Genomic DNA, 21,461 nt, shown 5'->3' with positions numbered 1-21,461 from the left:
CGGGTCAGGTTCGCATATTTTTTGGCTTCGCAGGCCATATTTCGGCAAACACGTGCTGGACTTTACGACGGTTCGAAGCCATGGGTGTCGGCCGTCTCTGACCACTGGTCATGCGCGCAGGCTCAAAACCTGGCCGTCACGCACGCGCCAGGAGCCAGGCATATCCATTCGCTTCGCCGGCGGCAACGAGGTTGAGGTCGGCGAATGCGGCGGGTAACTCGCCAGCAGCAGCGCGAAATGGCCCCGGGCTGGCGTCGACTTCGCTGAGCACCGCGATCGCCAGTAGCCCGCCGGGTGCCAGACGCTCAACGATGGCCCGGTCGAGGCGGCGGTCCCGAAATTTGTGGCAGAGGATGACGTCGACGGGCGCGCCGGGCGGCAGACCCTTGTCAAGATCGACCACCTCAAACCGGCAGCGATCCTCGACCCGGCTGCGCCGGGCCAGATCTCGCGCCTGGTTGATGGCCACCGAGGAGATGTCGATCCCGAACACGTCTAGGCCTCGCCTCGCCAGCCAGACACTGCCGAGTCCCCGGCCGCAAGCCAGATCGAGTGCCTTTCCGCTGGTCGGGAACATGTCTGCGTAGGCCGCGAGGACGCTGGGCGGCTCGACCGCAGCTACCGACGCGGGTTCCTCGCTTGCGTACCGCTCGTCCCAGCGGTGCCGGTCCTCCCCGGTCACAGGCGCCACCCTACGGGTCGGGGATAACCGAAGCTGACCGATGCGAGAGCCGCGAGCCCAAGTTCGCCAACCGGTCGCCAAAATTCTGGACACATGTCTGTCGTTGGGGCCAAGGACAGGATTTGGTGCTCCACCGAGCAAGACGCAAGCGAGCCGCGAAAAGCCGACACTCATCGCCATATCGCCTGGTCCCACGCCATTGCTACAGGCCGTTGTCGGACGTCCCTGCGCTTTCCTACACTGGACTGGTGTCTAGAGAAGCGGCATCTTCTGCCGACGCCACCGGCACCGCTCCTGGCGCGGGCCGCCGGTCGGATCGTCGGCCGGGGCAGACGATCCGCAAGGTGCTCGACGCCGGCTTGCAGGAATTGCGCGAAACGTCGTACGCCAACCTGACGATGCGCGCGGTCGCGAGCCGCGCCGGGGTGTCGCCGGCCAGCGCCTACACCTACTTTCCGTCGAAAAGCGCGCTGGTGGCGGCGGTGTACCTGCGTCTCCTACAGGCACTTCCGCTGCATACCGACGTCGACGACACCACCAAAACACGCGTGAGCGCGACCATGCGGGATATGGCGATCGTGGTCGCCGACGAACCCGAGCTGACCACCGCATGCGGCGCGGCCCTGATGGCCGACGATCCGGCGGTCAAGCCGCTGCGCGAGCAGATCGGCGACGAGGTGTCCAGGCGGATCGGTGCTGCGCTGGGTCCGGGTTGGCCGCGCGCGGTGAAGTCCACACTGCAAATGACGTTTGCCGGCGCCCTGATGACGGCCCGGTTTGTCAGCTACGACGAAATCGCCGGGCAGCTCGACGAGGCGGTCAACCTCATTCTGGGCGCATCCGTTGCCTGAAATGACTGAGGCCCAAGCGAGCCCGGTACCACCCGACACAGAATCAACGAACTTCGAGGAGTTTCATGGATGACAGCGGCTTCAACCTGTCGACTGTATTCGCGACGCTGGCGAAAACACTTCCCGATCATCGCGTACTGATCTGGCGGGGCCGGGAATGGACGTACGCGCAGATGGACGCCCGCGTCGACGGGGTCGCGCACTACCTCGCGTCTGTGGGCTTGGGATGTCACACCGAACGTGATCGCCTGCAGGGTCACGAATCCGGCCAGGACCACGTCGGGTTGTACTTGCGTAACGGCAACGAGTACCTGGAATCTATGATCGGCGCCTATCGTGCCCGCGTCGCGCCCTTCAACGTCAACTACCGCTATGTCGAAGCCGAACTCGTCTATCTGCTGGACAATGCAAAGGCTCGGGCGCTGGTCTACAGCGCCGAATTCGCACCACGGGTCGCGGCGATCCGCGACCAACTCCCCCACCTGGAATTCCTGATCCAGGTTGCCGACCACACCGGCCAGCCTCTGCTGCCCGGCGCCGTCGATTACGAATCGATCGTCGCCACACCGCCGCCCGCGAGCGGAATGCCCACTCCCAGTGGAGACGACCTGTACATTCTTTACACCGGCGGCACCACGGGAATGCCCAAGGGTGTGCTGTGGCGTCAGAACGACATATTCGTTTCCTCAATGGGCGGAAGATCTTTCGGGACCGACGACGCGTTGGCGTCCTACGACGAGCTTGCCGAACGTGCGGCAAAAGCCGTCGGTTTCGCCTCGTTGCTGCTGATCCCGCCGTTCATGCACGGAGCGGCCCAGTGGGCTTCGTTTCAGATTATGACGATGGGCGGTTGGGTGGCGATTCCCGACGACGTTGAAAGCATCCGGGCCGACCAGATTCTGGCGCTGGCGGAACGCGAACGCGTCATGAGCATCCCGGTCGTCGGCGATGCGATCGCCCGCCCGCTCGTCGACGAGATCGAGCGGGGGAGCTATGACCTGTCGGGGCTCGTGTCGATCAGCAATGGTGGCGCCCCACTCACCCCCGCCGTCCGAAACCGCATAGCCGCCGCGCTGCCCAACCTGCTGATCATCGACGCCGTGGGCGCCTCGGAGTCGGGTATGCAGATGAACATGATGTCCACGGAGTCCGGACCGAGCGCCACGGCTACCTTTAATCCGGGCTCCGAAACCGCCTTTGTCGCAGCCGATTTCAGCCGGGTCATGGGCCCCGGAGGCGACGAAGGATGGCTGGCACGCCGCACTCTGATTCCGCTCGGCTACCTCGGCGACGCCGAGAAGACGGCCCGCACGTTCCCCGTTATTGACGGCGTGCGCTGGTCGGTGCCCGGTGACCGGGCCCGATTCCTCGCCGATGGCCGCATCGAGCTGCTCGGCCGTGATTCCGTCACCATCAACTCCGGTGGCGAGAAGATCTTCGCCGAGGAAGTGGAGGCCGCGATGGCCGAGCACCCCGACGTCTACGACGTGGTGGTTGCCGGGCGCCCATCCGAACGCTGGGGCAACGAGGTAGTGGCGATCGTGCAGCTTCGGGAAGGCCGTGATCCCTCGGACCAGGATCTGCTGGACACCTGCCAGCAACACGTCGCGCGCTACAAACTGCCGAAGGCCATAATTCGCACCGCCAAAGTTCAGCGGTCCCCGGCCGGCAAAGCTGATTATCGCTGGGCCAAAGAGATTGCCGTCGAAAGCCTTTCCAGCACAGCAGACTCCGGAAGCTGACGCCACCCGTTCAACTTCGCGGTGATGTTTTATGATTTGCACTGCACGACCGTTATGATGCAGCCATGCGCAGTCACGGCTGGGCAGGCAATACACCGGCCTCCGACGAGGAGGCGATCGAGCGCATTCTGGATGCCGCGGACAAGATAATCGACGAGCGCGGGTCAGCGATGCGGATCGCCGATGTGGCGCGGACGCTCGGTGTGACGCGCCAGACCGTCTACCGTTACTTTCCCGGCACCGAAGCGTTGCGGGTGGCAACCGCAATGCGGTCGGCCGACGGCTTTTTAAGCCAATTGGCAACCCACGTCAAGGGGATGACCGACCCGGTCGTCGCAATTACAGAAGGAGTGGCTTTCGCCGTCGAACAACTGGCGTCCGACAACCAAGCCGACCTCGTACTCAGTCAACGCGACCGCACCGGCCGGACAGTCTCCATCATGTCGGACACCGCCGTAACGTTCGGGCGCTCGATGCTGCATCGCTACGACGTGGATTGGGAGCAGTACGGTTTCGACGAGGCGGGTCTCGACGAACTGGCGGAGTTCTGTCTCCGGGTTGTGCATTCCTTCCTTGCCGACCCGGGTCGACCGCCTCGCAGCGGCGCCGATCTGCGGCGCTATCTGACCCGATGGATCGGGCCTGCGATCGCCTATCCCCAGCTGGCCCGTGCGATGGGCGCACTGCACAGCCCCGAGCCGCGAGCCCGGCGCAGCTCATCAGCAGCATCCTGATCCTGGGAAACAGCTGCGTATTCGGCGCATCGTGCCGCCGCCGCCCGGCTAAGACGCAGGTCGGCGGGTACAGTGAGCAACTGCGACCCACCACAAAGGCAGCACGGTGATCGCCCTGTGCGGTGCTGTGGCCACGCTTGCCATTCGCGGGCGGATACGGCCCAGGCGAGCATCCGACTTCGGCCTCTTCGGCCTCGTCGTCTAGCGTGCCGGTCACTCCCGCACCCCCGCCAGCTCCCGGTAGTCCCGGCGGCGCGTTCCCCGCGGTTCCCGCCGGCGGCGGAGGTTGCTATATCGGCCTCAACTGCGGATGCATTCCGCGTATCACCTGTCCCACCCCGCAGCGCCGCCCCTCTGCCGTCGTGCCGGGCCACGATGCGGCCGGCGGGCCCAATCCCTTGCCCCGCCAATCGAATTCGACCGTGCCTTACGCGGGCGATATTCGAGCTGCCACGGAGAACGCAGGATTCGCGGGCGAGACCCAGACGCTGAGCAGTTGATTCGCTCACCAGCTTCAGCGATCCTCAACGAGCCGACGTTGACGGCCTGAGCCGAAGGAGGAATAGACGTGGCTGGTCTGGGACAGATCGCACTGAACAGTGCACCCGTTTTTGGTGGCGCGATGCTGGCCATCGCGGCCGGGCAATTCAAAGGCCCGAACTATCGAGGGCTGATCAAAGATGACATGGACCTCTTGGATCGGCTTCCGCCGGACGCCGCGGCCAGACGTGCCGACCTGCAGCGCACCATCGATGCACGCATCGACGATCTGGTCGACGCCGCCGACCGGACCCGCGCGCTACGCAGGGCCGCACTGTCATATCAGGGCAATTGGCGCGACATTGTGCTCTTCCTCTGCGCGCTGTTGTTCACCATCGTCTGGTGGGAAGTCGACCACCAGAGATCCAATTGGCTGGCTATGTTCATCCTGCTGATCGTGCTGTCGGTGGTGGCCGCCGTATACGCACTGCGCGGGGTGTTGCGTGCCGCCACTTCGTTCGTGCGCAGGCAGCACACGTGACGACAGACAGCATCGGCAATACGCGGCGGCGCAACAGTGCACTCGAACTCGCCGCGGGATGAGAGTATTCGAGGACATTTTCACCGTCAGCGGGGTGGAGACTGAGGAGGGCAAGCAGTGGTGGATGGGCAACCCGCGCCGGTCGCGGACGTCGGCGGCGTGGCCTTCGACGTCGCCGACCGATTGGCGATCATCAACTTGTTCGGCGCGTACGCATACACCTAAGACCAGAACCAGCTGGACGACTTTCGTGCCTTGTTCAGTGAGTCACCGGAGCTTGGCCTGCGGCTATACGACGGCACCACGGTGTCGCAGGGCGTCGATACGGTGATGGAATTGCTCGCGGTAAGGAAAGACGAGTTCAAGGCGCAAAACAACCAAAGACGCCACGCCCTGAACTCCTTCTGGTTTGACAGCCAAAGCGCCGAGGAAGCGACCGGCCGCTGTTATGTCCAGGTATTCGCAATCCGCGACGGTGGCCCACCCACACCCGATCTGACGGGCTGCTACGAGTTCACTGCGGTCAAGCACGACGGCGTGTGGAGATTCAGCCGCTGGATCTTAGCGATCGACCAGGCCCAACTGTAAATTCAGAAGCCGGGGCCGGCGTCCTCTAGGACCTCAAGGGCCGCATCGATGTTGGGCATGACGGTCGAACCGTAACTGCTCACCACCTGGCCGAGCGCACGCGCGACATGTGGACCGATGGCACCGGCAGCGAGAATTTCGTCGGCCAGAACGATCCCGTTCACCACGTGCGCGGCGCTCAATCGGCCGTCCTGGGTCACCTCGTACCGCCAGTCGCCGATTTGGATCCGCTCTGGTTGCGATCGGAACAAGCCTCGCCGCGCCGGAGTGAGAACGACTCCCGGCAGTCCACAAAACACCTTGACCACCAGTCCAACTCCGCCGGGCCCGGCCAGGGCCGTCCCGACGGCGCGGCTGACGCGTTCGTGGTCGTAACCGGTCATCAATCACTCATCGGAAGCACGAACGACGGCGCGATGGTTTGCGGCTCGCCGTTGCGCCGCACCGCCGTTCCCGCGACGTAGAACTCGACCGTGTGCGGTCCCCACGCATAGTTCGAGATGGCGAAATGCACACCCACAACCCCGGTTCCGCCGTCTCGCTCGGCCTCGCTCTGCATACGTGACATCGCCAGCTCCCGGGCTTGGTAACTGCCCTGCGTCCACTGCGGCATCTCCGCGTTGCGCCCCACCTGACTGAGCGTCTTCAAAAACCCTTGTACGGCAATGTGGAACACACAGTTACCCATCACGAAGGCGACCGGCGCATACCCGGACCGCAGCAGCGTCGACAGATCCTGACCGGACAGGTGGCTACTGAATGCCTGTCCGTTCGGACGCCGAAATGCGCCTGGTTTGGCGGTGTATCGCACCGCGGTGCCCACCGCGACGAACTCGAGGTGTTCGCCCTCGCCCTGATGGCGCCATTCCAGCCGGACGCCGACTACTCCGTCCGCACCCAGCGAATCGGCCTCGGCCTGCATCCGCGACATCGCATTCCAGCGCGCACGGTACGTCGCGTCGGTGAGCACCGGCAGCTCCGATTGTTGTCTGATGCCGGTGAACTGGTAGCCGACGTGAAAAACCGAAACGCCCATGACGAGTTCGATGGGTTCGAATCCGGCCGCATGCAGCAACGCGAATTCGTTGATCGACAGGTCGGACGTGAACACCTTGCCGGCGTGTGACAGCCGTTCGCTGGCGACTGGATCGAGGGGGTTCGGTTGCATGGTCAAAGCTTCCTCCTGCGGTCCCCGACAGCGTAGGCCAGGGCAGGCCGCGACACCCCGTCGCACACGCACAACGTGCGACATCACCAGCGCTCGGGCGAGCCAGCGGAGACCGCGATTGCTAGATCGTCTATTTTTTCTTCGCCGAGGTATTGCCCGCCACTGTGGCCGATGTCACGCTAGCTGCATGACAGAAACCGACGGGTACGTAGACCAGGCGGTGATGGGGCTCGCCGAGCCGCAGCCGATGTACAAGGCACTGCGCGAGTCGGCGCCGGTGTTTCGCTCGCCACAGGAGGTGGTTGTTCTCAGCCGTCTTGCTGACATCGAGATGGCGCTCAAGCGCACCGAACTGTTCTCGTCGAGTATGGATGCGGTCGACCTGGGCAACGTGCGACCGTTGATCCCGCTGCAGGTCGACCCGCCCGAGCACGCGAAGTACCGTCGAATCCTCGATCCGCTGTTCACCCCGCGCGAGATGGCCCGACGTGAACCACAGGTCGCCGAGCTGGTGAATGAGATGATCGACCGCTTCGTCGATCGGGGCGAATGCGACTTCCACGAAGAGTTCGCGGTACCCCTTCCGTGCACCGTCTTCCTGCAGCTGCTCGGCCTGCCGCTGGATGACCTCGACAAATTTTTGGAGTGGAAGGACGGCGTCATCCGCCCTGAGGGCGACACCGGCTCCGCCCGCCGGCACGAGAGCTCGGCCCCCGTCGCACAGCAGATCTACGAATACTTCGACCGTGCCATCGACGACCACATCGCCAGCCCGCGCGACGACGTGCTGTCCGCAATGATCGCGGCGCATGTGGAAAGCGAGGGCCGGCCACTATCCCGCGAGGAGCTGCTCGACATCTGCTTCCTGTTCCTCATCGCGGGGCTGGACACGGTCACCGACTCGCTCGATTGCTTCTTTGTGTATTTGGCCCGTCACCCCGACCATCGGCACCGGCTCGTCGAACAGCCCGACATCCTGCCGCATGCGATTGAGGAGCTGTTGCGGTGGGAGACTCCGGTGCCCGGCGTCGCCAGGGTCGCCATGCAGGACGTCGAGGTGGGCGGATGCCCCATAAGCAAGGGCGAACGCGTCAGTCCGTTGCTCGGCGCTGCCAACACGGACCCGGCCGAATTCCCGGATCCCGACGTCGTGGACTTCAGCCGCAACCCGAACCGCCACCGCGCGTTCGGCGGCGGACCGCACCGCTGCCTCGGATCCCACCTCGCCCGCATGGAGCTGCGAGTGGCGTTGCGCGAATTCCACCGGCGCATCCCGGATTACGAGATCCCGCCCGGCACGCAGCTGACTTACACCGCCGCGCTGCGGTCGGTGGAATCGCTGCCACTGACGTTCCCTGTTTCGAAGCAATGACCCGCGTCATCGTCAACGGCGACCGCTGCACCGGGCACGGGCGCTGCTACACGCTGGCGCCCGACATCTTCGACGCCGACGAGGTCGGGCACTCGATAGTGCGCGTCTCGGAAGTCTCCGGTGAACTCGAACAGCAGGCCGTCACCGGGGAGCAGAACTGCCCGGAGCAGGCGATCACGTTCTCTCCGTGAGGATTCACCGCACGGACAAAATGCACCGTCGCACAACCACAATGGCTCTCTTATCTACAGGTGGCTCGCCGCGAAGGCGGCCGCCTGGTCCACCATCCCGTTGTCCGCATACGAGTTATGCGCGGCGAAGTCCCCACCGCCGGCGCACACCGGGTCACCCGCGGCGCACAACTCCGTGGTCTTAGGTACGTACAGCGGGCCGATCACGATTGGTGGCGCGCCGATCTGGTTCATAAAACCATTCGACGGCGTACCGAACAGGGCTACCGCGGCGACGTGGTTGGCGACGTCGGGCGGCATCGGTTTGGGTGCGTCCGCGGGTGCTCCATCGGGTATGGCCGCCGAGGTGACGAAACCCATGACTGCCGCTCCCTGGGAAAAGCCACCGAGCACCAGTTTGGTGTTGGGACAACTTCCTGCCATCTGCTCGACGTGATTGCCGGCGTCATCGATACCGTCCAGAGCGGTGGGAAAATCCATGGTCGCCGGGTAGTTGACCCCATAAACCCCCAAGGACTTCCCGCCCACTTTCGAACGCAGCGCGTCGACGAACGCCTGCCCGAAGTAGCCCACGCCAGGTGACTCACCAGTGCCACGGGCGAACACGACTTCGACATTGGGGCACCCCCCGGCGGTCACCGATGGGGCAGCAGATGCAAATGGAACGGACGCGGTCGCCAGTGCCCACACGGTGAGCACCGCTGCACCGCCCAATCTAAGAACTGTTGCGTTCACTCCCCGATGATGCCCCTTTGTCAAATGGCTCAAACCGGCCTCAGACCGGCGGGTGGACCGTTCATGCAGCCCTCGTGAGTCGTTTTCGCTGCGAAGCACTTTCACGAGCCCGTCCTACACAGAACCAGTGGATGTCGAACCGATCCGGAGTCTACCTCGTGTATCGCATATCGGTGTCGCTGGGCGCGCGATTATGCGCCCTCTGGCGGGAGGATCATGTTCGGACGAATCGACACCCTCGATAGGCCCAGGCACAAACTGCTGACCGTCGAACTTTGCAACGTGATGCGCGAATACCGGGTCGGCGGTCAATCAGTGCGTGCGCTCGACGAGATCAACCTGGGGCTGGAAGGCGGGCAGTTCGCGGCGATCGTCGGGCCGTCGGGCGCGGGCAAGAGCACGTTGCTGCATCTGCTCGGCGCATTGGACTCCCCCGATTCGGGATCGATCATGTTCGACGGCCAGGAGATCGGCCGTCTCAGCGACGAGCAGCAGTCAGCGTTCCGCCATCACCGCGTCGGATTCATCTTCCAGTTTTTCAACCTGTGCCGACCCTGTCGGCGTGGGAGAACGTGGCGGTCCCCAAGCTGCTCGACGGTGTCCGGCTGGGCAAGGCCAAAGCCGATGCGATTCGGCTCCTGGACCGGGTCGGGCTCGGCGACCGGACCGAGCACAGACCGGCGGAGCTGTCCGGCGGCCAAATGCAGCGGGTCGCCGTGGCCCGCGCATTGATGATGGACCCACCGATGATCCTGGCCGACGAACCAACCGGGAACCTCGATTCGAGAACTGGCCCTTCGATCTTGACGCCGCTTGCCGAGGTGGCCCACGAAGCCGGCCGCGGGCCGGTAGTACCCCGTTCGCCGATGATGATCGCCGCGACGTGCTCGTTGGCCAGGTCTGGAAGGTCGGGAAGCGTGACCAGGCCCTGCCAGCTGCACCAGCCGGTCGGCTCCGCGTCCGGCGCGCCGACGATATCCCGGACCACCGAATGCAGGCCGTCCGCGCCGATTAACACGTCTCCTTCGGCCGTGCTGCTGTCCTGGAACTCGACCCGCACAGCATCGGGTGTGGTGACGACGCCGACCACGCGGGAGTTGCAGCGGATGCGATCAGCCGGGAAGCCTTCCAGCAGTCTTCCAGCAGATCACGCCGTGGGACCATCCGGACAGGTGCGCCCAGCCGTTGCACCATCGCGGCCACGTCCAGGGTGGCCATTGGGCGACCCGTCGAGGTCATCACTCGCACACTCGACAGCAGTTGACCCGCTCCGTTCATGTCGACGCCGAGCTGGCCAAGAACCGTCTCGCCGTTGGACCAGATGGTTACCGCGCCACCGCCCGCCTGCACGTCCGACCGCTGGTCGAAGACGCTGACGTCGTGTCCGCCCCGCAGCAGTCCGCGAGCAGCCGAAATGCCGCTCACACCGGCTCCGATTACAAGAACCCGAAGCGGGCAGCCCGCTCGCAAACCGTCCCGCGAGCGTGCGTGTCTAAACGGCGACACGCCGTCGACGGCGAACAACTGCGCAGACCCGCGCCGGCCTCTCACTCTTGTGAATACGTAATTGGCCGCAAATCAGTTCATCAGGAAGCAGAGTCGTTGATCATCGCGTGCAGGTCCTCGACCGACCACGGTTCAGCGTCATGGTGGTCGCGGTACGCTAGCACCCGCGGCGTTGGCCGATCGAAGCGGCCGACGAATCCGCCTGCAGCAACGAATATTTGACCCGTGACGTCACTTGCCAGGTCGCTGGCCAGATACGCGTAGATCGGTGCCGCAAAAGGGGCGGGAGGAGCGTCCAGTGAGACCTGCCTGGTCATGTCGTCGAGGATTCCGCGGCGGTAAAGGCTCTCGATCTGCTCTTCGTAGTCGGCACCGGTGGACAGCCGCGTCTTCGCGCCTGGACACACCACGTTGGCCCGCACCCCGGACGGCTTCAATTCCGCGGCGATCGCCATCGTCAGCCCGTTGACCGCGCCCTTGCCCGCGGGGTAGCCGGTGCCGCCGTAGTCGCCGAGGAACGCAATGGAGCTGGTGTTGATGATCGACCCGTATCCCTGCGAGGCCATGACGGGCGCCGCGACCCGGCAGGTGTGAAAAGCCGTGCCGAGGTGGGCACTGATCAGGTGATCGAATTCTGCCGGCGAGATATCAAGTATCGAGGCATGGGGAGGTTCGGCGATCCCGGCGCAATTGATCAGGACGTCCAACCGCCCGAACGTATTCACGCACTCTTCGATGAGCGCCGCGGCGATACGCTCGTCGTCGGCGGCCCCGACCACCGCGGTGGCTCGCCCTCCCGACGCAGTGATCCCCGCGACGGCCTCGTCTACAGCAGCGGGGTCGCGTCCGTTGACCACCACGCCGGCACCCAAGCGACAGAGCAGCTCGGCGACTGCGCGACCGACGCCGCGGCTGCTTCCGGTCACCACCACACCCCGCCCTGCCAGGAGGTTCTGGCTCATTTATCGGCCTCCTGCGCTAGTGAGTTGGCGGCGGGCGGACTCAACAAATCGGATGCGATAGACGTCTTCGGCGTTCCCGTGCGGAACCACAGCGGACGTTACCGGCGGGGGGTCCGTCGTCACAAGGTGAACCACCGTCGCCCGGACGTTGCTGCCGCCTACCCCGTAACCAACCGACCGCTGCGTCCGGAAAGCGATGTACTGTGCGTTTCGGGATCAAGAAGTTCGGCCTGGGTCACTTTCCCCGGTCGCCCGAGCGTTACCGCGAGGAGCATGGGTGCGATGAGGATTTCTCAAACGATGGTCGCCGGCGTGGTCGCCGCGACGGCGCTGGCGGTCTCGGTGGCCGGCTGCGGCAGCAAAACGTCATCGACGACGACGTCGGGCTCGGCTACGTCGGCCACGAGCGCGCGCAGCTCGGGCCCGACTTCCTCAGCGCCAGCACAGCCGAACGACTACACCGGGCTGTTGATCCAGGCAGCGGATATCAACGCGCCCGAAACCTTCACCGCAAGCCCGCCGATAAACAACCCGAACGGCCAACCGGGTGTCGCGACGACCTTCAGCACCCCAGAGAGCAACCACGTCATTCACGACACCATCCAAGTGCTGGCGGACCCCGCCGCCGCCACCAACGCGCTGAACGCAGCAAAGACGGGACAGGGTAATTCAATCAAAGACCCGCAAACACAGCCGGCCAACAACATCGGCACCGGCGGAACGCTTATCTCGGGCAACACACCGGACGGCAACAAAGGGATAGCCATCTTGTTGTTCACCGAGGGCAGGGCATTCGTCACGCTCCAATTCGATGGCCCGCCCGGCATGCTCCCGCCGCCGGACTTCCTCACCGATGTCGGCCAGAAGCAAGACGCGGCCGTAAAGAAGGGGCTCGGCGGCTGACCTCAGGGTCGCCGTGGTATCACCGCTCGGACCCACAGCGACGCAGCCGATTCCGGCTGCAGCGCCCCGGTTTCGTCCGACGCACGCGCCGTCGTGCGCAAAGGTCCGGGTTGACCGCGAACGAATGGAGCAAACCAGATGGACGACGTAGTTCACGGACATTGCGACCCGCGCTTCGACAAGGTCCGCGCGGCGCTGGCGGACAACATCGTCTACGGTGAAGAGGTTGGCGCATGCATTGCCATCGACATCGATGGCGAGGCCGTCGTCGACATCTGGGGCGGATTCACCGACGGTGCACGGACCAACGCCTGGACTGAGAACACCATCGTCAATGTCTGGTCATCCACCAAGACTGTCACCAGCCTGGCCGCACTGATGCTCGTCGACCGCGGAATGGTCGAACTGACCGCGCCGGTGGCCACCTACTGGCCCGAGTTCGCGGCAAATGGTAAGCACGACATCGAGTTTCGTCATGTGCTGTCACACACGTCGGGTGTTTCCGGCTGGGAATTGCCGTTCACCACCGAAGACATGTATGAGTGGGACAAGTCCACGGCGGCCCTGGCCGCCCAGGCGCCTTGGTGGGAGCCGGGAACCGCGTCCGGATATCACGCACACAACCAAGGGCATCTGATCGGTGAGGTGATGCGGCGCGTCACCGGGCGTTCGCTCAAGGAGTTTGTCCGCGACGAGATCGCCGGGCCGCTGCGCGCCGACTTCCAAATCGGCGCCCATCTTGCTGATTACGACCGCATCGCCGAGATCATCGCGCCCCCACCCCTTGAGTTGCCGCTCGAGCTGCTTCCCGAAGACAGCCCGATGCGCAAAACCTTCAGCGGTCCACCGCCCAACGCCGACGCCGCAAACACGGCGGCGTGGCGCGGGGCCGAGTTGGGCGCACTCAACGGCCACGGCAACGCGCGTTCCCTGGCGACGATACTGTCGGCAATTTCACTGGGGGGCAAGGCACGTGCAGTGCAGTTGCTGAAGCCCGACACCGTCGAGCTGATCTTCGACGAGCAAACAAAAGGCATCGACCTCGTCCTCTCCGCGCCGCTGCGTTGGGGTATCGGATACGGGCTGGCGAAGAACGAGGCGCTCCCCTACCTTCCGGATGAGAGGATTTGCTTCTGGGGTGGATGGGGCGGCTCGATGGTGTTGATGTGCCCCGATCGGCGCACCACCATCTCCTACGTCATGAACAAGATGGGGCCCGGGATTCTCGGTTCAGACCGCACGGCGACCTACGCGGCGTTGATCTTCGACGCTCTTGCGTGAGCACAGTGCGCTACTTCTACCCGAAAAGGCTTGGTGGTTGCGCTGATCCGGACGGCCGAAGTGTCGTACCGTTCTCGAAGGTCTCACGCAGTTGATCCGGCACACCGGATCTGAAGACGTCTGAAGACATCCTCGTGGGACCGGGGGCTATGTCGAGGGGGAAATTGGCGCAGTGAAGAGACCGACCACCGTCATCGCAGCATGTGCTGCATTGCTGACCGCCGGATGCAGCGGGTCCGACACCCATCAAGCCGGCACCACAGTGCCCGCGGCGCGGCCCTCGACACAGACGGCACAGACGTCCGAGGCCCCACCGCCGCCCGCGTCGGGAAGGGTGGAATCCGTTATGAAGACGCCCACACCCCGGAGGCGCAACGCGGGCGCGAACTGATGCAAAACGCGCGGCTTTTGGAGGATCTCGCTCGCCACGTCGAGGACACCTTGGTGCTGCCGTCCAACATGGGGGCCGCCGTCGCCAAGCAATGCGACACGGTCAACGATTTTTATGATCCGAATGTCAGCGAGGTGCAACTCTGCTACGAGGCCATCCAGCACAGTGAGCAGAACTTCGCCGGTAGCGGTAACCCGGATCCGGCGGCCGCCGCGGTCGATGAGGCGACCTCCGCGTTCAACCACGAGCTCGGTCACGCCGCGCTGGCCATCTATAACCTCGCGTTCACCGGGCGTGAGGAAGATGTGGCCGACCAGCTGTCAGCCTTCATGCTCCTTACCCCCGGTGCCGTTGGGAAGCCCTATCCCAACGGTGTCCCAATCGCGACGAACACCGCGCAAGACTGGAAGCTGAGCGCAAAGGAGGCCGGGGACGCCAGCGAGCTCCCGTTTTGGGACGGGCACCCAATGGACATACAGCGGATGTACAACTGGGAATGCTGGATCTACGGCTCAGACCCGGCGGCCAACGGCAGCATTGTCACATCCGGAGGCCTGCCGGAGGACCGAGCCGGCAACTGCGAAGGCGAGTTTGAGAACATGTCCAGAGGTTGGCAGCAGCTGTTGGGGCCGCACTTAAGAAAGCCCAGCTAGGCTGCGCTACGCAAGATTCGTCGAAGCGTGAGTGCACCAGTTGATGCGTCGCGAACCGTCACTCGGTCGGCGTGAGAAGAAACAGCCGGAATTGGCGTGCGCCGGCGCGATGTTGAGCGATCTGATAGTTCGGCCAGTGCGCCACGACCGTGGCCCACGCCGTGTCGCGTTCTTCTCCGGTGAGCAGCCGCGGCGTTGCGGTGAAAAATTCGCGGTGGCCGCGGACGGTGACCCGTTCTGCCGCTTGAAGGTTCGCCGACCACGCCGGGTGGTGCCGCCGGCCCCAGTTGGAGCCAACCAGCACCAACCCGTCGTCGACCGGTACGTATTGCACGGTTGTCGTGCGGGCAAGACCCGTTTTGCGGCCTTTCGTGGTGATCCGCACGCAGGGTAGGCCGGCGAGGTCCAGAACGCCGATTCGCCCAGCCGTCACGAACCGGAGAAAAGACTCGAGAAGCTCGGCGATCGGTCGGGCGGGCAACACCAGCCACCGGTACGTAATCGGATTTCGCGCCACTCGCTGGAGCGGATTCATGCGATGAGCGTATGGCTTTCGAACATCGCCGTGCCATGTCGATTTCCACCCAGTTCTCGCCACCACTCTACAGATGTAGAGTGCGCGTGATGGAACACGACGAGTTCGAGGGCAAGGTAGCGATCGTTACCGGCGGAGCATCCGGTATCGGGCAAGCGACCGTCGAAACGCTGCACCAACGGGGCGCTTCGGTGGCGCGGTGGCGCATCAGCTCGTCGATGAGGACACTGATATCCGCAGGGCGGTGCCCGCCTGCGTGGTCAATGACGGCGATGCCAACGGTTACGGGATCAGCAAGTGGGCCGGCGAGGTGTTGATGCGCGAGGCCCACGATCTGTGCGGACTGCCCCTCGCGGTCTTCCGGCCCGGCATGATCCTCGCCGACAGCCGCTACGCGGGGCAGCTCAACGTGCCCGATATCTTTACCCGGCTGTTGTTCAGTCTGGTTGCCAGCGGTATCGCCCCGCGGTCGTTCTACCGTGCAGGGGCCGCGGGCCCCAAAGGTCGGGGCCCGCACTACGAGGGCCTGCCGGTCGACTTCCTCGCCGATGCGATCGCGGCGATAGGCCCGCAGCACGGCAGCAGCTTTGACACCTACAACACCATCAACCCGCACGACGACGGCATCTCCCTGGACACTTTCGTGGACTGGATCATCGCCGCGGGCTATTCCATCGAACGGATCGAGGACTACTCGGACTGGCTGAGCCGGTTCGAGACGGCGATGCGCGCACTACCCGAACGAGAGCGTTCCCAGTCGGTGCTTACAGTGTTGGACGTGTACCGCCAACCCATGCCCGCCGTCGCCGGCTCACCGGTACCCGGTGAACGGGTTCCGGGCGGCGGTCGAAATGTCCGGACGTACAATCCCCCACCTGTCAGAGCAGCTGATCGACAAGTACCTCGTCGACCTCGAACAGCTTGGAGTGCTGTCGCTTTCACATCAGAGGCACCCGAAGGAACGATCATGACAAGTCTCGACCCGGCCGGCCCGATCGGGGCACCCAAGCACCGGCACGGTCGGGCAACCGAATTCGACACCGGCCTGCCCGCCGGGACCGAGGTCTTCTCGGCCGACAACCATATCTCGGTGGCAGACGACATCTTCTATCAGCACTTCCCCGACGACCTCAAAGACCGCGCGCCGCGGATCTGGTACGAGGACGGCGCGTACTTGCTCGGCCCCCCGGGGAATTCAATGGTGGTCGGCGATTTCAGCGCCGTGCTCATGCAATACGACGATCTCGCCGGCGCGGCCACCAACAACATCGACGCCCGCATCCGTGAACTCGCCGGGGACGGCGTCGACAAGGAACTGGCGTTCCCCAACGCGGTCCTCGCGCTGTTCCACTATCCCGACAAGGACTTGCGCGAACGGATTTTCCGCATCTACAACGAACACATCGCCGATGTCCAGGAACGCTCCAACGGGCACTGCTACGGCGTCGGTTTGATCAACTGGTGGGACCCGCGTGGCGCTCGCCGTACCCTCTCGGAGCTGAAGTCGCTGCGGCTCAAGACGTTTCTGATGCCGATAAGTCCGGGCAATGACGACCACGGGCACGTCATCGACTACTCGAGCACGGAGATGAGCGCGGTGTGGGACGAGATCGAAGAGGCCGGCCTACCGGTCAGCCACCACATCGGCGAAAGCCAGCCGAAGTGCCCGAGCGAGGTCAACAGCGTCGCGGTCGCCATGATGGTCAACATCGACTCATTCCGGGAGATGTTCTCCAAGTACATCTTCGGCGGCATCCTGGACCGGCATCCCAGCCTGCGTGTCGGCTGGTTCGAAGGCGGGATCGCGTGGGTGCTCCCGGCCCTGCAGGACGCCGAACACGTGCTGGCGTCATACCAGCACATGCTCAAACACCAGCCCGAACACGACCCCCGCCACTACTGGGACACCCACATGTGCGCCTCGTTCATGGTCGACGGCCTGGGCCTGAAACAGATCGACGAGATCGGAATCGACAAGGTGATGTGGTCATCCGACTATCCGCACAACGAAAGCACTTTCGGGTATTCGGAGCGGTCGCTGGCCGCGGTGGTGGAGGCCGTCGGCCCCGAAGACGCCGTCCGTGTCGTCGGCGGCAACATCAGAAACTTCCTAGGTATCTAGATGGCGAACTCACTCACCGCCCGCGGCTCGGTTTTCGAGATTCCCGACGAGCCCGACTGGGCACGCATGCGTTCAGAGACCGGCGCACGACTCCGGTCGGCGATGGTCGACCACGGCGTCGATGCACTGATCCTCTTGATGAACGGCCACGTCCAATACGCAACCGGGGTTAGCTGGCCGCTGCTGGACGCCGGCCTGTCGCACGTGGAACGCCCGGTGGCGATCGTGCTGGCCGACGACGAACATCCGCATCTGTTCCTGCCTTTTCGAAGTGGGGCCTCATTGGAGCCACCGGTCCCGCATGACCATCTGCATGGCCCGGTTTATCTCGAATTCGACCACGGGGTAGCGCACTTTGCGCGCGTACTCGCCGAGTTGGTCCCGCCGGGCGCTACGATCGCCGTCGACGAGCTGACCGGCGCGATGCGTCGGTCAGGGCCCACCCTGTTTCCGTCGGGCCCGCCGCAGGAGGCGGCGATAGTGGTCGGCGCCGCGCAGCTGATCAAGACCCGCGATGAGGTTTCGTGCCTTCGCCAGGCGGCCCGGATCACCGAGCAGGCCATGGCGGATGTGCAGAAGGCGCTGGCACCCGGGGTGCGGCAGATTGACCTTTCGGCCCTACTGGTGCGCCGCGCATTCGAGTTGGGCGCCACCGCCAACATGCTGGAGGCCATCTGGCAGGTAATGCCGGCTTCCCGGGAGGCCGGCGTTTGGACCACCCACGGCGATCTGGCGCTGCCGCTGCTGCCCACCGATCGTGAACTGTCAGCCGGCGACGTGCTCTGGACCGACATCAGCTTCAGCTACGCCGGCTACTGCTCGGATTTCGGCCGCACCTGGCTAGTCGGCGAACAACCCACCGCTGCGCAGCAGGACCAGTTCCGGCAGTGGCAAGCCATCTTGGACGCAGTGCTCGCGGTGACCAAGGCCGGCGCTACCTCAGGGGACCTGGCCCGGGCGGCGATAGCCGCCAACCGCGGTCGCAAACCGTGGCTGCCGCACTTCTACCTCGGCCACGGCATTGGCACTTACCCCGCCGAAACCCCCATGATCGGAACCGATCTGGGCGAAGACTTCGACGACAACTTCGTCTTCCCACCCGGTATGGTCCTGGTCTTGGAACCGGTGGTGTGGCAGGACGGCACTGGTGGCTATCGCAGTGAGGAGATCGTGGTTATTACCGAAGACGGCTACCTGCCGATCACCGACTACCCCTACTCCCCCTACGGTGACTGACGTTTCGCCTGACGCCCTGCAATTGCGGGTCGGGCGTCGGGAACGCGCACTGGCCCAAATGGAGGCACACGACCTCGACATCCTGGTGCTCGGGCGGCAAGCCAACGTCCGCTATGTCACCGGCGCCCCGCAGCTGTGGATAGCCGGGACCCGACCCTTCGGCCCGGTATGTGTCGTGGTGCGCGCCAGCGGCGATATCTACCTCAACACCACCGATGACGAGGGTGTCCCCGAGGAAATAGGCCACGATCACCTCTACGGGTTGACCTGGAATCCGATGACGCTGATCGACGTCTTGAAGAAGATCGACGGTGCCGAGACGGCGCTTCGAGTCGGAACCGACGCGATAACACCCACTTTCGCCGCGTTGCTGCCCGAAGCGTTCCCCAAGGCCGAGCTCGTGGACGGCGAGCTGGCCATGCGCGCGGCGCGGCGCATCAAGACACCTGATGAGATCGCGGCAATGGGCGAGGCCATTCGCATCGCTGAAGGCGGCCTCGCCGCCGGGGTGGCGGAATTGCGGACGGGGTTACCCGAGCAGAAGCTCGCTGGGGCGGTACTGGAGGCGATGGCCGCCGGCGGGGTGAGCACGCCCGCTACTCAGGACGCCGCGTGGGTGACCTCGCGCGAACATCCTTGGCAGCGCGCACAACCGAACGGCACAGTGCGAGATGGCGACCTGGTCGCATTCGCCGCCGGCGCCTTGGCCGGCGGTTACGTCGGCGAGGTGGGCCGGACCTGGCCGACCGGAACGGTCACGGCCGAGGCTCGCCAACTGCGCCAGCGTTCGAACACGCTGTACGACAAGCTCATTGACGCCTGCCGCCCTGGCGCATCCACCCGCGAGCTGCTCGCGGCGTATGAAGCGGCCGGTGAGCCGATTCCGCCGATGCCGATCGCGCACGGACTGGGGCTGGGCTTCGACCCGCCCGTCGTGTCCGAGACGCTTTCGGCCGCAGCCGAAGACGACCGTCTCGATGCCGGGATGGTGCTGGCCATCACGGGCTACGTGTGGCAAGAAGGCGTCGGCGCCGTATTTCGCCGGGACACCGTCCACGTCACCGCCTCCGGCGCGGAAGTGCTGACGCACAGCCCGTCCTGGCCGGAGAACTGAGGCATCAGAGTACGTCGGCGATAGCGCGGCCGGCGGTGCGGCCGGAGAATATGCAGCCGCCGAGGAAGGTTCCTTCCAGGGCGTTGTAACCATGTACGCCGCCGCCGCCGAAACCGGCGACCTCGCCAGCCGCATAAAGCCCACCGATGGGCTCTCCGTCGAGGCGCGCCTGCACCGACAAGGGGCCCGGTAAACGTAAGCCTAAGCAACTTCTGTGCTGTTCTGACGTCAGCAGCTACGGGTCGTCGTCGGGTGCCAGGAGTTTCTCGGGGTGATGGAAGCTGTTGGTTCTGGGTTGGCCGCGGTCCAGGTGCGCCGGCGGTAACCATTCGGTGTCGCCGTTGGCGTTTTTGCGGGTGATGAATCCGCCTTTTTCGACGAGCCGGTTATCCGGTCCGCAGGCCAGGGTCAGGTCGTTGATGTGGGTGCGGTGGGTGGCCTTCCAGCCTTGGACGTGGTGGACCTGGCTGTGGTAGGCGGGTGCGTCGCAGCCGGGCTTGGTGCAACCGCGGTCCTTGGCGTAGAGCATGATTCGTTGGGCGGGAGAGGCCAGGCGCTTGGTGTGATACAGCGCCAGGGCTTTGCCATGATCGAAGATCGCCAAATAATGGTGGGCGTGGCTGGCCCAGCGGATTACATCCGACATGGGTACCAGGGTGCCCCCGCCGGTCAGAGCTTTGCCGGCGGCGGACTCTAGGTCCTGAAGCGTCGTGGTCACCACGATGGACACGGGTAGGCCGTTGTGTTGACTCAGCTCGCCCGAGGCGAACACGCCGCGTATTCCGGCGAGCAATCCGTCATGGTTGCGCTGGGCTTCGGATCGGTGATCGCGGCGCACCGCGTCCTCATCGGGTGTCGCATCGACCACGGGGGTCTCATCTTCGGGGTTGCACACCCCGGGGGCGGCCAGTTTGGCGAGCATGGCCTCGATGGCGGCCCGCAGCTCCGGGGTCACCAGCCCGCTGAGGCGTGACATCCCGTCGAATTCCTGCTTGCCCAGCATGATGCCGCGCTTGCGCGCCCGCTCCTGGTCGCTGAATTCCCCATCGGGGTTGAGCCAGTCCATGATCCGTTGGGCGTACTTGGCCAACTCATCGGGGCGATACCCGCCGGCCTTACCGGCCAGGTCGACTTCGGCGGCTTCCCGGGTACCCAGGTCCACCTCGGCGGGCAGGTGGGCGAAAAAGCTGCGGATCACCCGCACGTGTGCCTCGCCGATCAGTCCCTGGTGCTGGGCGGCGGCAGTCCCGCTCAGCTGCGGCGCCAGTGGTTCACCGGTCAAGGCGCGCCGCTGTCCTAAGTCCTCGGCGTCGTCGATGCGCCGACTGGCGTCGGCCTTGGTGATACGTAACCGGTCGGCCAGCGCCGAGCGCAGTGTGCCGCCGAGTTCTTGCTCGCTGGCTAGTGCGCCGAGCTGGTTGATGATGCTGTGCTGCGGTGCGCGTGACCGGCGTGCGACGCGTTCGAGACGCTCGAGTGCCCGCAGCAGTTCTGGGGTGGTGAGAACGTCAAAAGACAACTCACACAAGCGGTCCAGGTCGGCGTCGAGCGAGTTGAAGACCTCGACGATCTCTTCGCGACTACTCGAACCCATGCGTCAAATTTTACGAAGGCCCACCGACACAAATCGCCCGTATGTGACTGCTGAAACCAATGTGGCACAAGGGATTATAG

At 64.6% G+C, this 21,461-nt stretch carries 22 protein-coding genes and 3 pseudogenes; 16 read left to right on the top strand and 9 right to left on the bottom strand.

Annotation, left to right across the window (positions count from 1 at the left end; genetic code table 11):
* Window positions 1–136 precede the first annotated feature (136 nt).
* Entirely contained in the window at window positions 137–682 is a 546-nt protein-coding gene (locus tag ACLP9N_RS12060; protein ID WP_442407616.1) for a class I SAM-dependent methyltransferase, read from the bottom strand.
* 248 nt (window positions 683–930) lie between these two features.
* Between ACLP9N_RS12060 and ACLP9N_RS12055 the strand changes: the two genes are divergently transcribed.
* From ACLP9N_RS12055 to ACLP9N_RS12035, 5 genes are all read left to right on the top strand, one after another.
* The gene (locus ACLP9N_RS12055; protein WP_442407615.1) at window positions 931–1,533 is read left to right on the top strand and encodes a TetR/AcrR family transcriptional regulator; all 603 of its coding nucleotides are present in this window, start codon (window positions 931–933) and stop codon (window positions 1,531–1,533) included.
* A 65-nt stretch (window positions 1,534–1,598) separates the two neighbouring features.
* Window positions 1,599–3,275, top strand: a complete 1,677-nt coding sequence (locus ACLP9N_RS12050; protein ID WP_442407614.1) for an acyl-CoA synthetase — start codon at window positions 1,599–1,601, stop codon at window positions 3,273–3,275.
* 65 nt (window positions 3,276–3,340) lie between these two features.
* Window positions 3,341–4,009 carry a TetR/AcrR family transcriptional regulator gene (locus tag ACLP9N_RS12045; protein ID WP_442407613.1) on the top strand — a complete coding sequence of 223 codons (669 nt, stop codon included), beginning with the start codon at window positions 3,341–3,343 and terminating at the stop codon, window positions 4,007–4,009.
* A gap of 562 nt (window positions 4,010–4,571) precedes the next feature.
* Window positions 4,572–5,030, top strand: a complete 459-nt coding sequence (locus ACLP9N_RS12040) for a hypothetical protein (protein WP_442407649.1) — start codon at window positions 4,572–4,574, stop codon at window positions 5,028–5,030.
* A 237-nt stretch (window positions 5,031–5,267) separates the two neighbouring features.
* Entirely contained in the window at window positions 5,268–5,618 is a 351-nt protein-coding gene (locus ACLP9N_RS12035; RefSeq protein WP_442407648.1) for a nuclear transport factor 2 family protein, read from the top strand.
* 2 nt (window positions 5,619–5,620) lie between these two features.
* On the opposite strand, the gene ACLP9N_RS12030 is transcribed toward ACLP9N_RS12035, so the two are convergent.
* Complete coding sequence (locus tag ACLP9N_RS12030) at window positions 5,621–6,001, bottom strand: DUF5073 family protein (RefSeq protein ID WP_442407612.1); 381 nt, start codon at window positions 5,999–6,001, stop codon at window positions 5,621–5,623.
* A complete protein-coding gene (locus ACLP9N_RS12025; protein ID WP_442407611.1) occupies window positions 6,001–6,786 on the bottom strand; it encodes a heavy metal-binding domain-containing protein in 786 nt (261 codons plus the stop codon). Before ACLP9N_RS12025 ends, ACLP9N_RS12030 begins: the two co-directional genes overlap by 1 nt.
* 187 nt (window positions 6,787–6,973) lie before the next feature.
* On the opposite strand from ACLP9N_RS12025, the gene ACLP9N_RS12020 reads away from it, so the two are divergent.
* Entirely contained in the window at window positions 6,974–8,158 is a 1,185-nt protein-coding gene (locus ACLP9N_RS12020) for a cytochrome P450 (RefSeq protein ID WP_442407610.1), read from the top strand.
* Complete coding sequence (locus ACLP9N_RS12015) at window positions 8,155–8,349, top strand: ferredoxin (RefSeq protein ID WP_442407609.1); 195 nt, start codon at window positions 8,155–8,157, stop codon at window positions 8,347–8,349. The genes ACLP9N_RS12020 and ACLP9N_RS12015 overlap by 4 nt, the downstream gene beginning before the upstream one ends.
* A gap of 54 nt (window positions 8,350–8,403) precedes the next feature.
* On the opposite strand, the gene ACLP9N_RS12010 is transcribed toward ACLP9N_RS12015, so the two are convergent.
* Window positions 8,404–9,108: a cutinase family protein gene (locus ACLP9N_RS12010; RefSeq protein ID WP_442407647.1), complete on the bottom strand. Its 705-nt coding sequence runs from the start codon at window positions 9,106–9,108 to the stop codon at window positions 8,404–8,406.
* Between the two features lie 261 nt (window positions 9,109–9,369).
* On the opposite strand from ACLP9N_RS12010, the pseudogene ACLP9N_RS12005 reads away from it, so the two are divergent.
* Window positions 9,370–9,923: pseudogene (locus ACLP9N_RS12005) on the top strand (ABC transporter ATP-binding protein); the annotation flags it as partial.
* On the opposite strand, the pseudogene ACLP9N_RS12000 reads toward ACLP9N_RS12005, so the two are convergent.
* A pseudogene (locus tag ACLP9N_RS12000) lies at window positions 9,917–10,554 on the bottom strand (FAD-dependent monooxygenase); the annotation flags it as partial. The pseudogenes ACLP9N_RS12005 and ACLP9N_RS12000 sit on opposite strands and share 7 nt — an antisense overlap.
* 116 nt (window positions 10,555–10,670) lie before the next feature.
* Window positions 10,671–11,552 (bottom strand): SDR family NAD(P)-dependent oxidoreductase, encoded by an 882-nt coding sequence (locus ACLP9N_RS11995; RefSeq protein ID WP_442407608.1) that lies wholly within the window; start codon window positions 11,550–11,552, stop codon window positions 10,671–10,673.
* 300 nt (window positions 11,553–11,852) lie between these two features.
* On the opposite strand from ACLP9N_RS11995, the gene ACLP9N_RS11990 reads away from it, so the two are divergent.
* The 3 genes from ACLP9N_RS11990 to ACLP9N_RS11980 all read left to right on the top strand — a co-directional run bounded on the left by ACLP9N_RS11990 (window position 11,853) and on the right by ACLP9N_RS11980 (window position 14,780).
* A complete protein-coding gene (locus ACLP9N_RS11990; protein ID WP_442407646.1) occupies window positions 11,853–12,455 on the top strand; it encodes a hypothetical protein in 603 nt (200 codons plus the stop codon).
* A 138-nt stretch (window positions 12,456–12,593) separates the two neighbouring features.
* Complete coding sequence (locus ACLP9N_RS11985; protein ID WP_442407607.1) at window positions 12,594–13,736, top strand: serine hydrolase domain-containing protein; 1,143 nt, start codon at window positions 12,594–12,596, stop codon at window positions 13,734–13,736.
* A gap of 225 nt (window positions 13,737–13,961) precedes the next feature.
* Window positions 13,962–14,780, top strand: coding sequence for a DUF4344 domain-containing metallopeptidase (locus ACLP9N_RS11980; RefSeq protein WP_442407606.1), 819 nt, complete (start codon window positions 13,962–13,964; stop codon window positions 14,778–14,780).
* A gap of 58 nt (window positions 14,781–14,838) precedes the next feature.
* On the opposite strand, the gene ACLP9N_RS11975 is transcribed toward ACLP9N_RS11980, so the two are convergent.
* Window positions 14,839–15,315, bottom strand: coding sequence for a nitroreductase family deazaflavin-dependent oxidoreductase (locus ACLP9N_RS11975; RefSeq protein WP_442407605.1), 477 nt, complete (start codon window positions 15,313–15,315; stop codon window positions 14,839–14,841).
* An 11-nt stretch (window positions 15,316–15,326) separates the two neighbouring features.
* Between ACLP9N_RS11975 and ACLP9N_RS11970 the strand changes: the two genes are divergently transcribed.
* The 5 genes and pseudogenes from ACLP9N_RS11970 to ACLP9N_RS11950 all read left to right on the top strand — a co-directional run bounded on the left by ACLP9N_RS11970 (window position 15,327) and on the right by ACLP9N_RS11950 (window position 19,787).
* On the top strand, window positions 15,327–15,632 hold the full coding sequence (locus ACLP9N_RS11970) for an SDR family NAD(P)-dependent oxidoreductase (RefSeq protein ID WP_442407604.1): 306 nt from the start codon (window positions 15,327–15,329) through the stop codon (window positions 15,630–15,632).
* Window positions 15,515–15,859: pseudogene (locus tag ACLP9N_RS11965) on the top strand (SDR family oxidoreductase); the annotation flags it as partial. The gene ACLP9N_RS11970 and the pseudogene ACLP9N_RS11965, both read left to right, overlap by 118 nt.
* Before the next feature lie 423 nt (window positions 15,860–16,282).
* Window positions 16,283–17,437: an amidohydrolase family protein gene (locus ACLP9N_RS11960; protein WP_442407645.1), complete on the top strand. Its 1,155-nt coding sequence runs from the start codon at window positions 16,283–16,285 to the stop codon at window positions 17,435–17,437.
* A complete protein-coding gene (locus ACLP9N_RS11955; protein WP_442407603.1) occupies window positions 17,438–18,673 on the top strand; it encodes a M24 family metallopeptidase in 1,236 nt (411 codons plus the stop codon).
* A 58-nt stretch (window positions 18,674–18,731) separates the two neighbouring features.
* Window positions 18,732–19,787, top strand: a complete 1,056-nt coding sequence (locus ACLP9N_RS11950) for a M24 family metallopeptidase (RefSeq protein WP_442407644.1) — start codon at window positions 18,732–18,734, stop codon at window positions 19,785–19,787.
* 4 nt (window positions 19,788–19,791) lie between these two features.
* Here ACLP9N_RS11950 and ACLP9N_RS11945 read toward each other — a convergent pair whose 3' ends face one another.
* Both ACLP9N_RS11945 and ACLP9N_RS11940 read right to left on the bottom strand, forming a co-directional pair.
* Window positions 19,792–20,019 carry an FAD-binding protein gene (locus tag ACLP9N_RS11945; protein WP_442407643.1) on the bottom strand — a complete coding sequence of 76 codons (228 nt, stop codon included), beginning with the start codon at window positions 20,017–20,019 and terminating at the stop codon, window positions 19,792–19,794.
* Window positions 20,020–20,022: 3 nt separating this feature from the next.
* Entirely contained in the window at window positions 20,023–21,381 is a 1,359-nt protein-coding gene (locus ACLP9N_RS11940) for an HNH endonuclease signature motif containing protein (protein WP_442407602.1), read from the bottom strand.
* Window positions 21,382–21,461 lie beyond the last annotated feature (80 nt).

It is taken from the genome of Mycobacterium sp., assembly GCF_052144515.1.
In the GTDB taxonomy this organism is placed as follows: Bacteria; Actinomycetota; Actinomycetes; order Mycobacteriales; family Mycobacteriaceae; genus Mycobacterium.
Note: the sequence above shows the minus strand (reverse complement) of the source record. Positions and strands in the feature narration are given on the sequence as shown.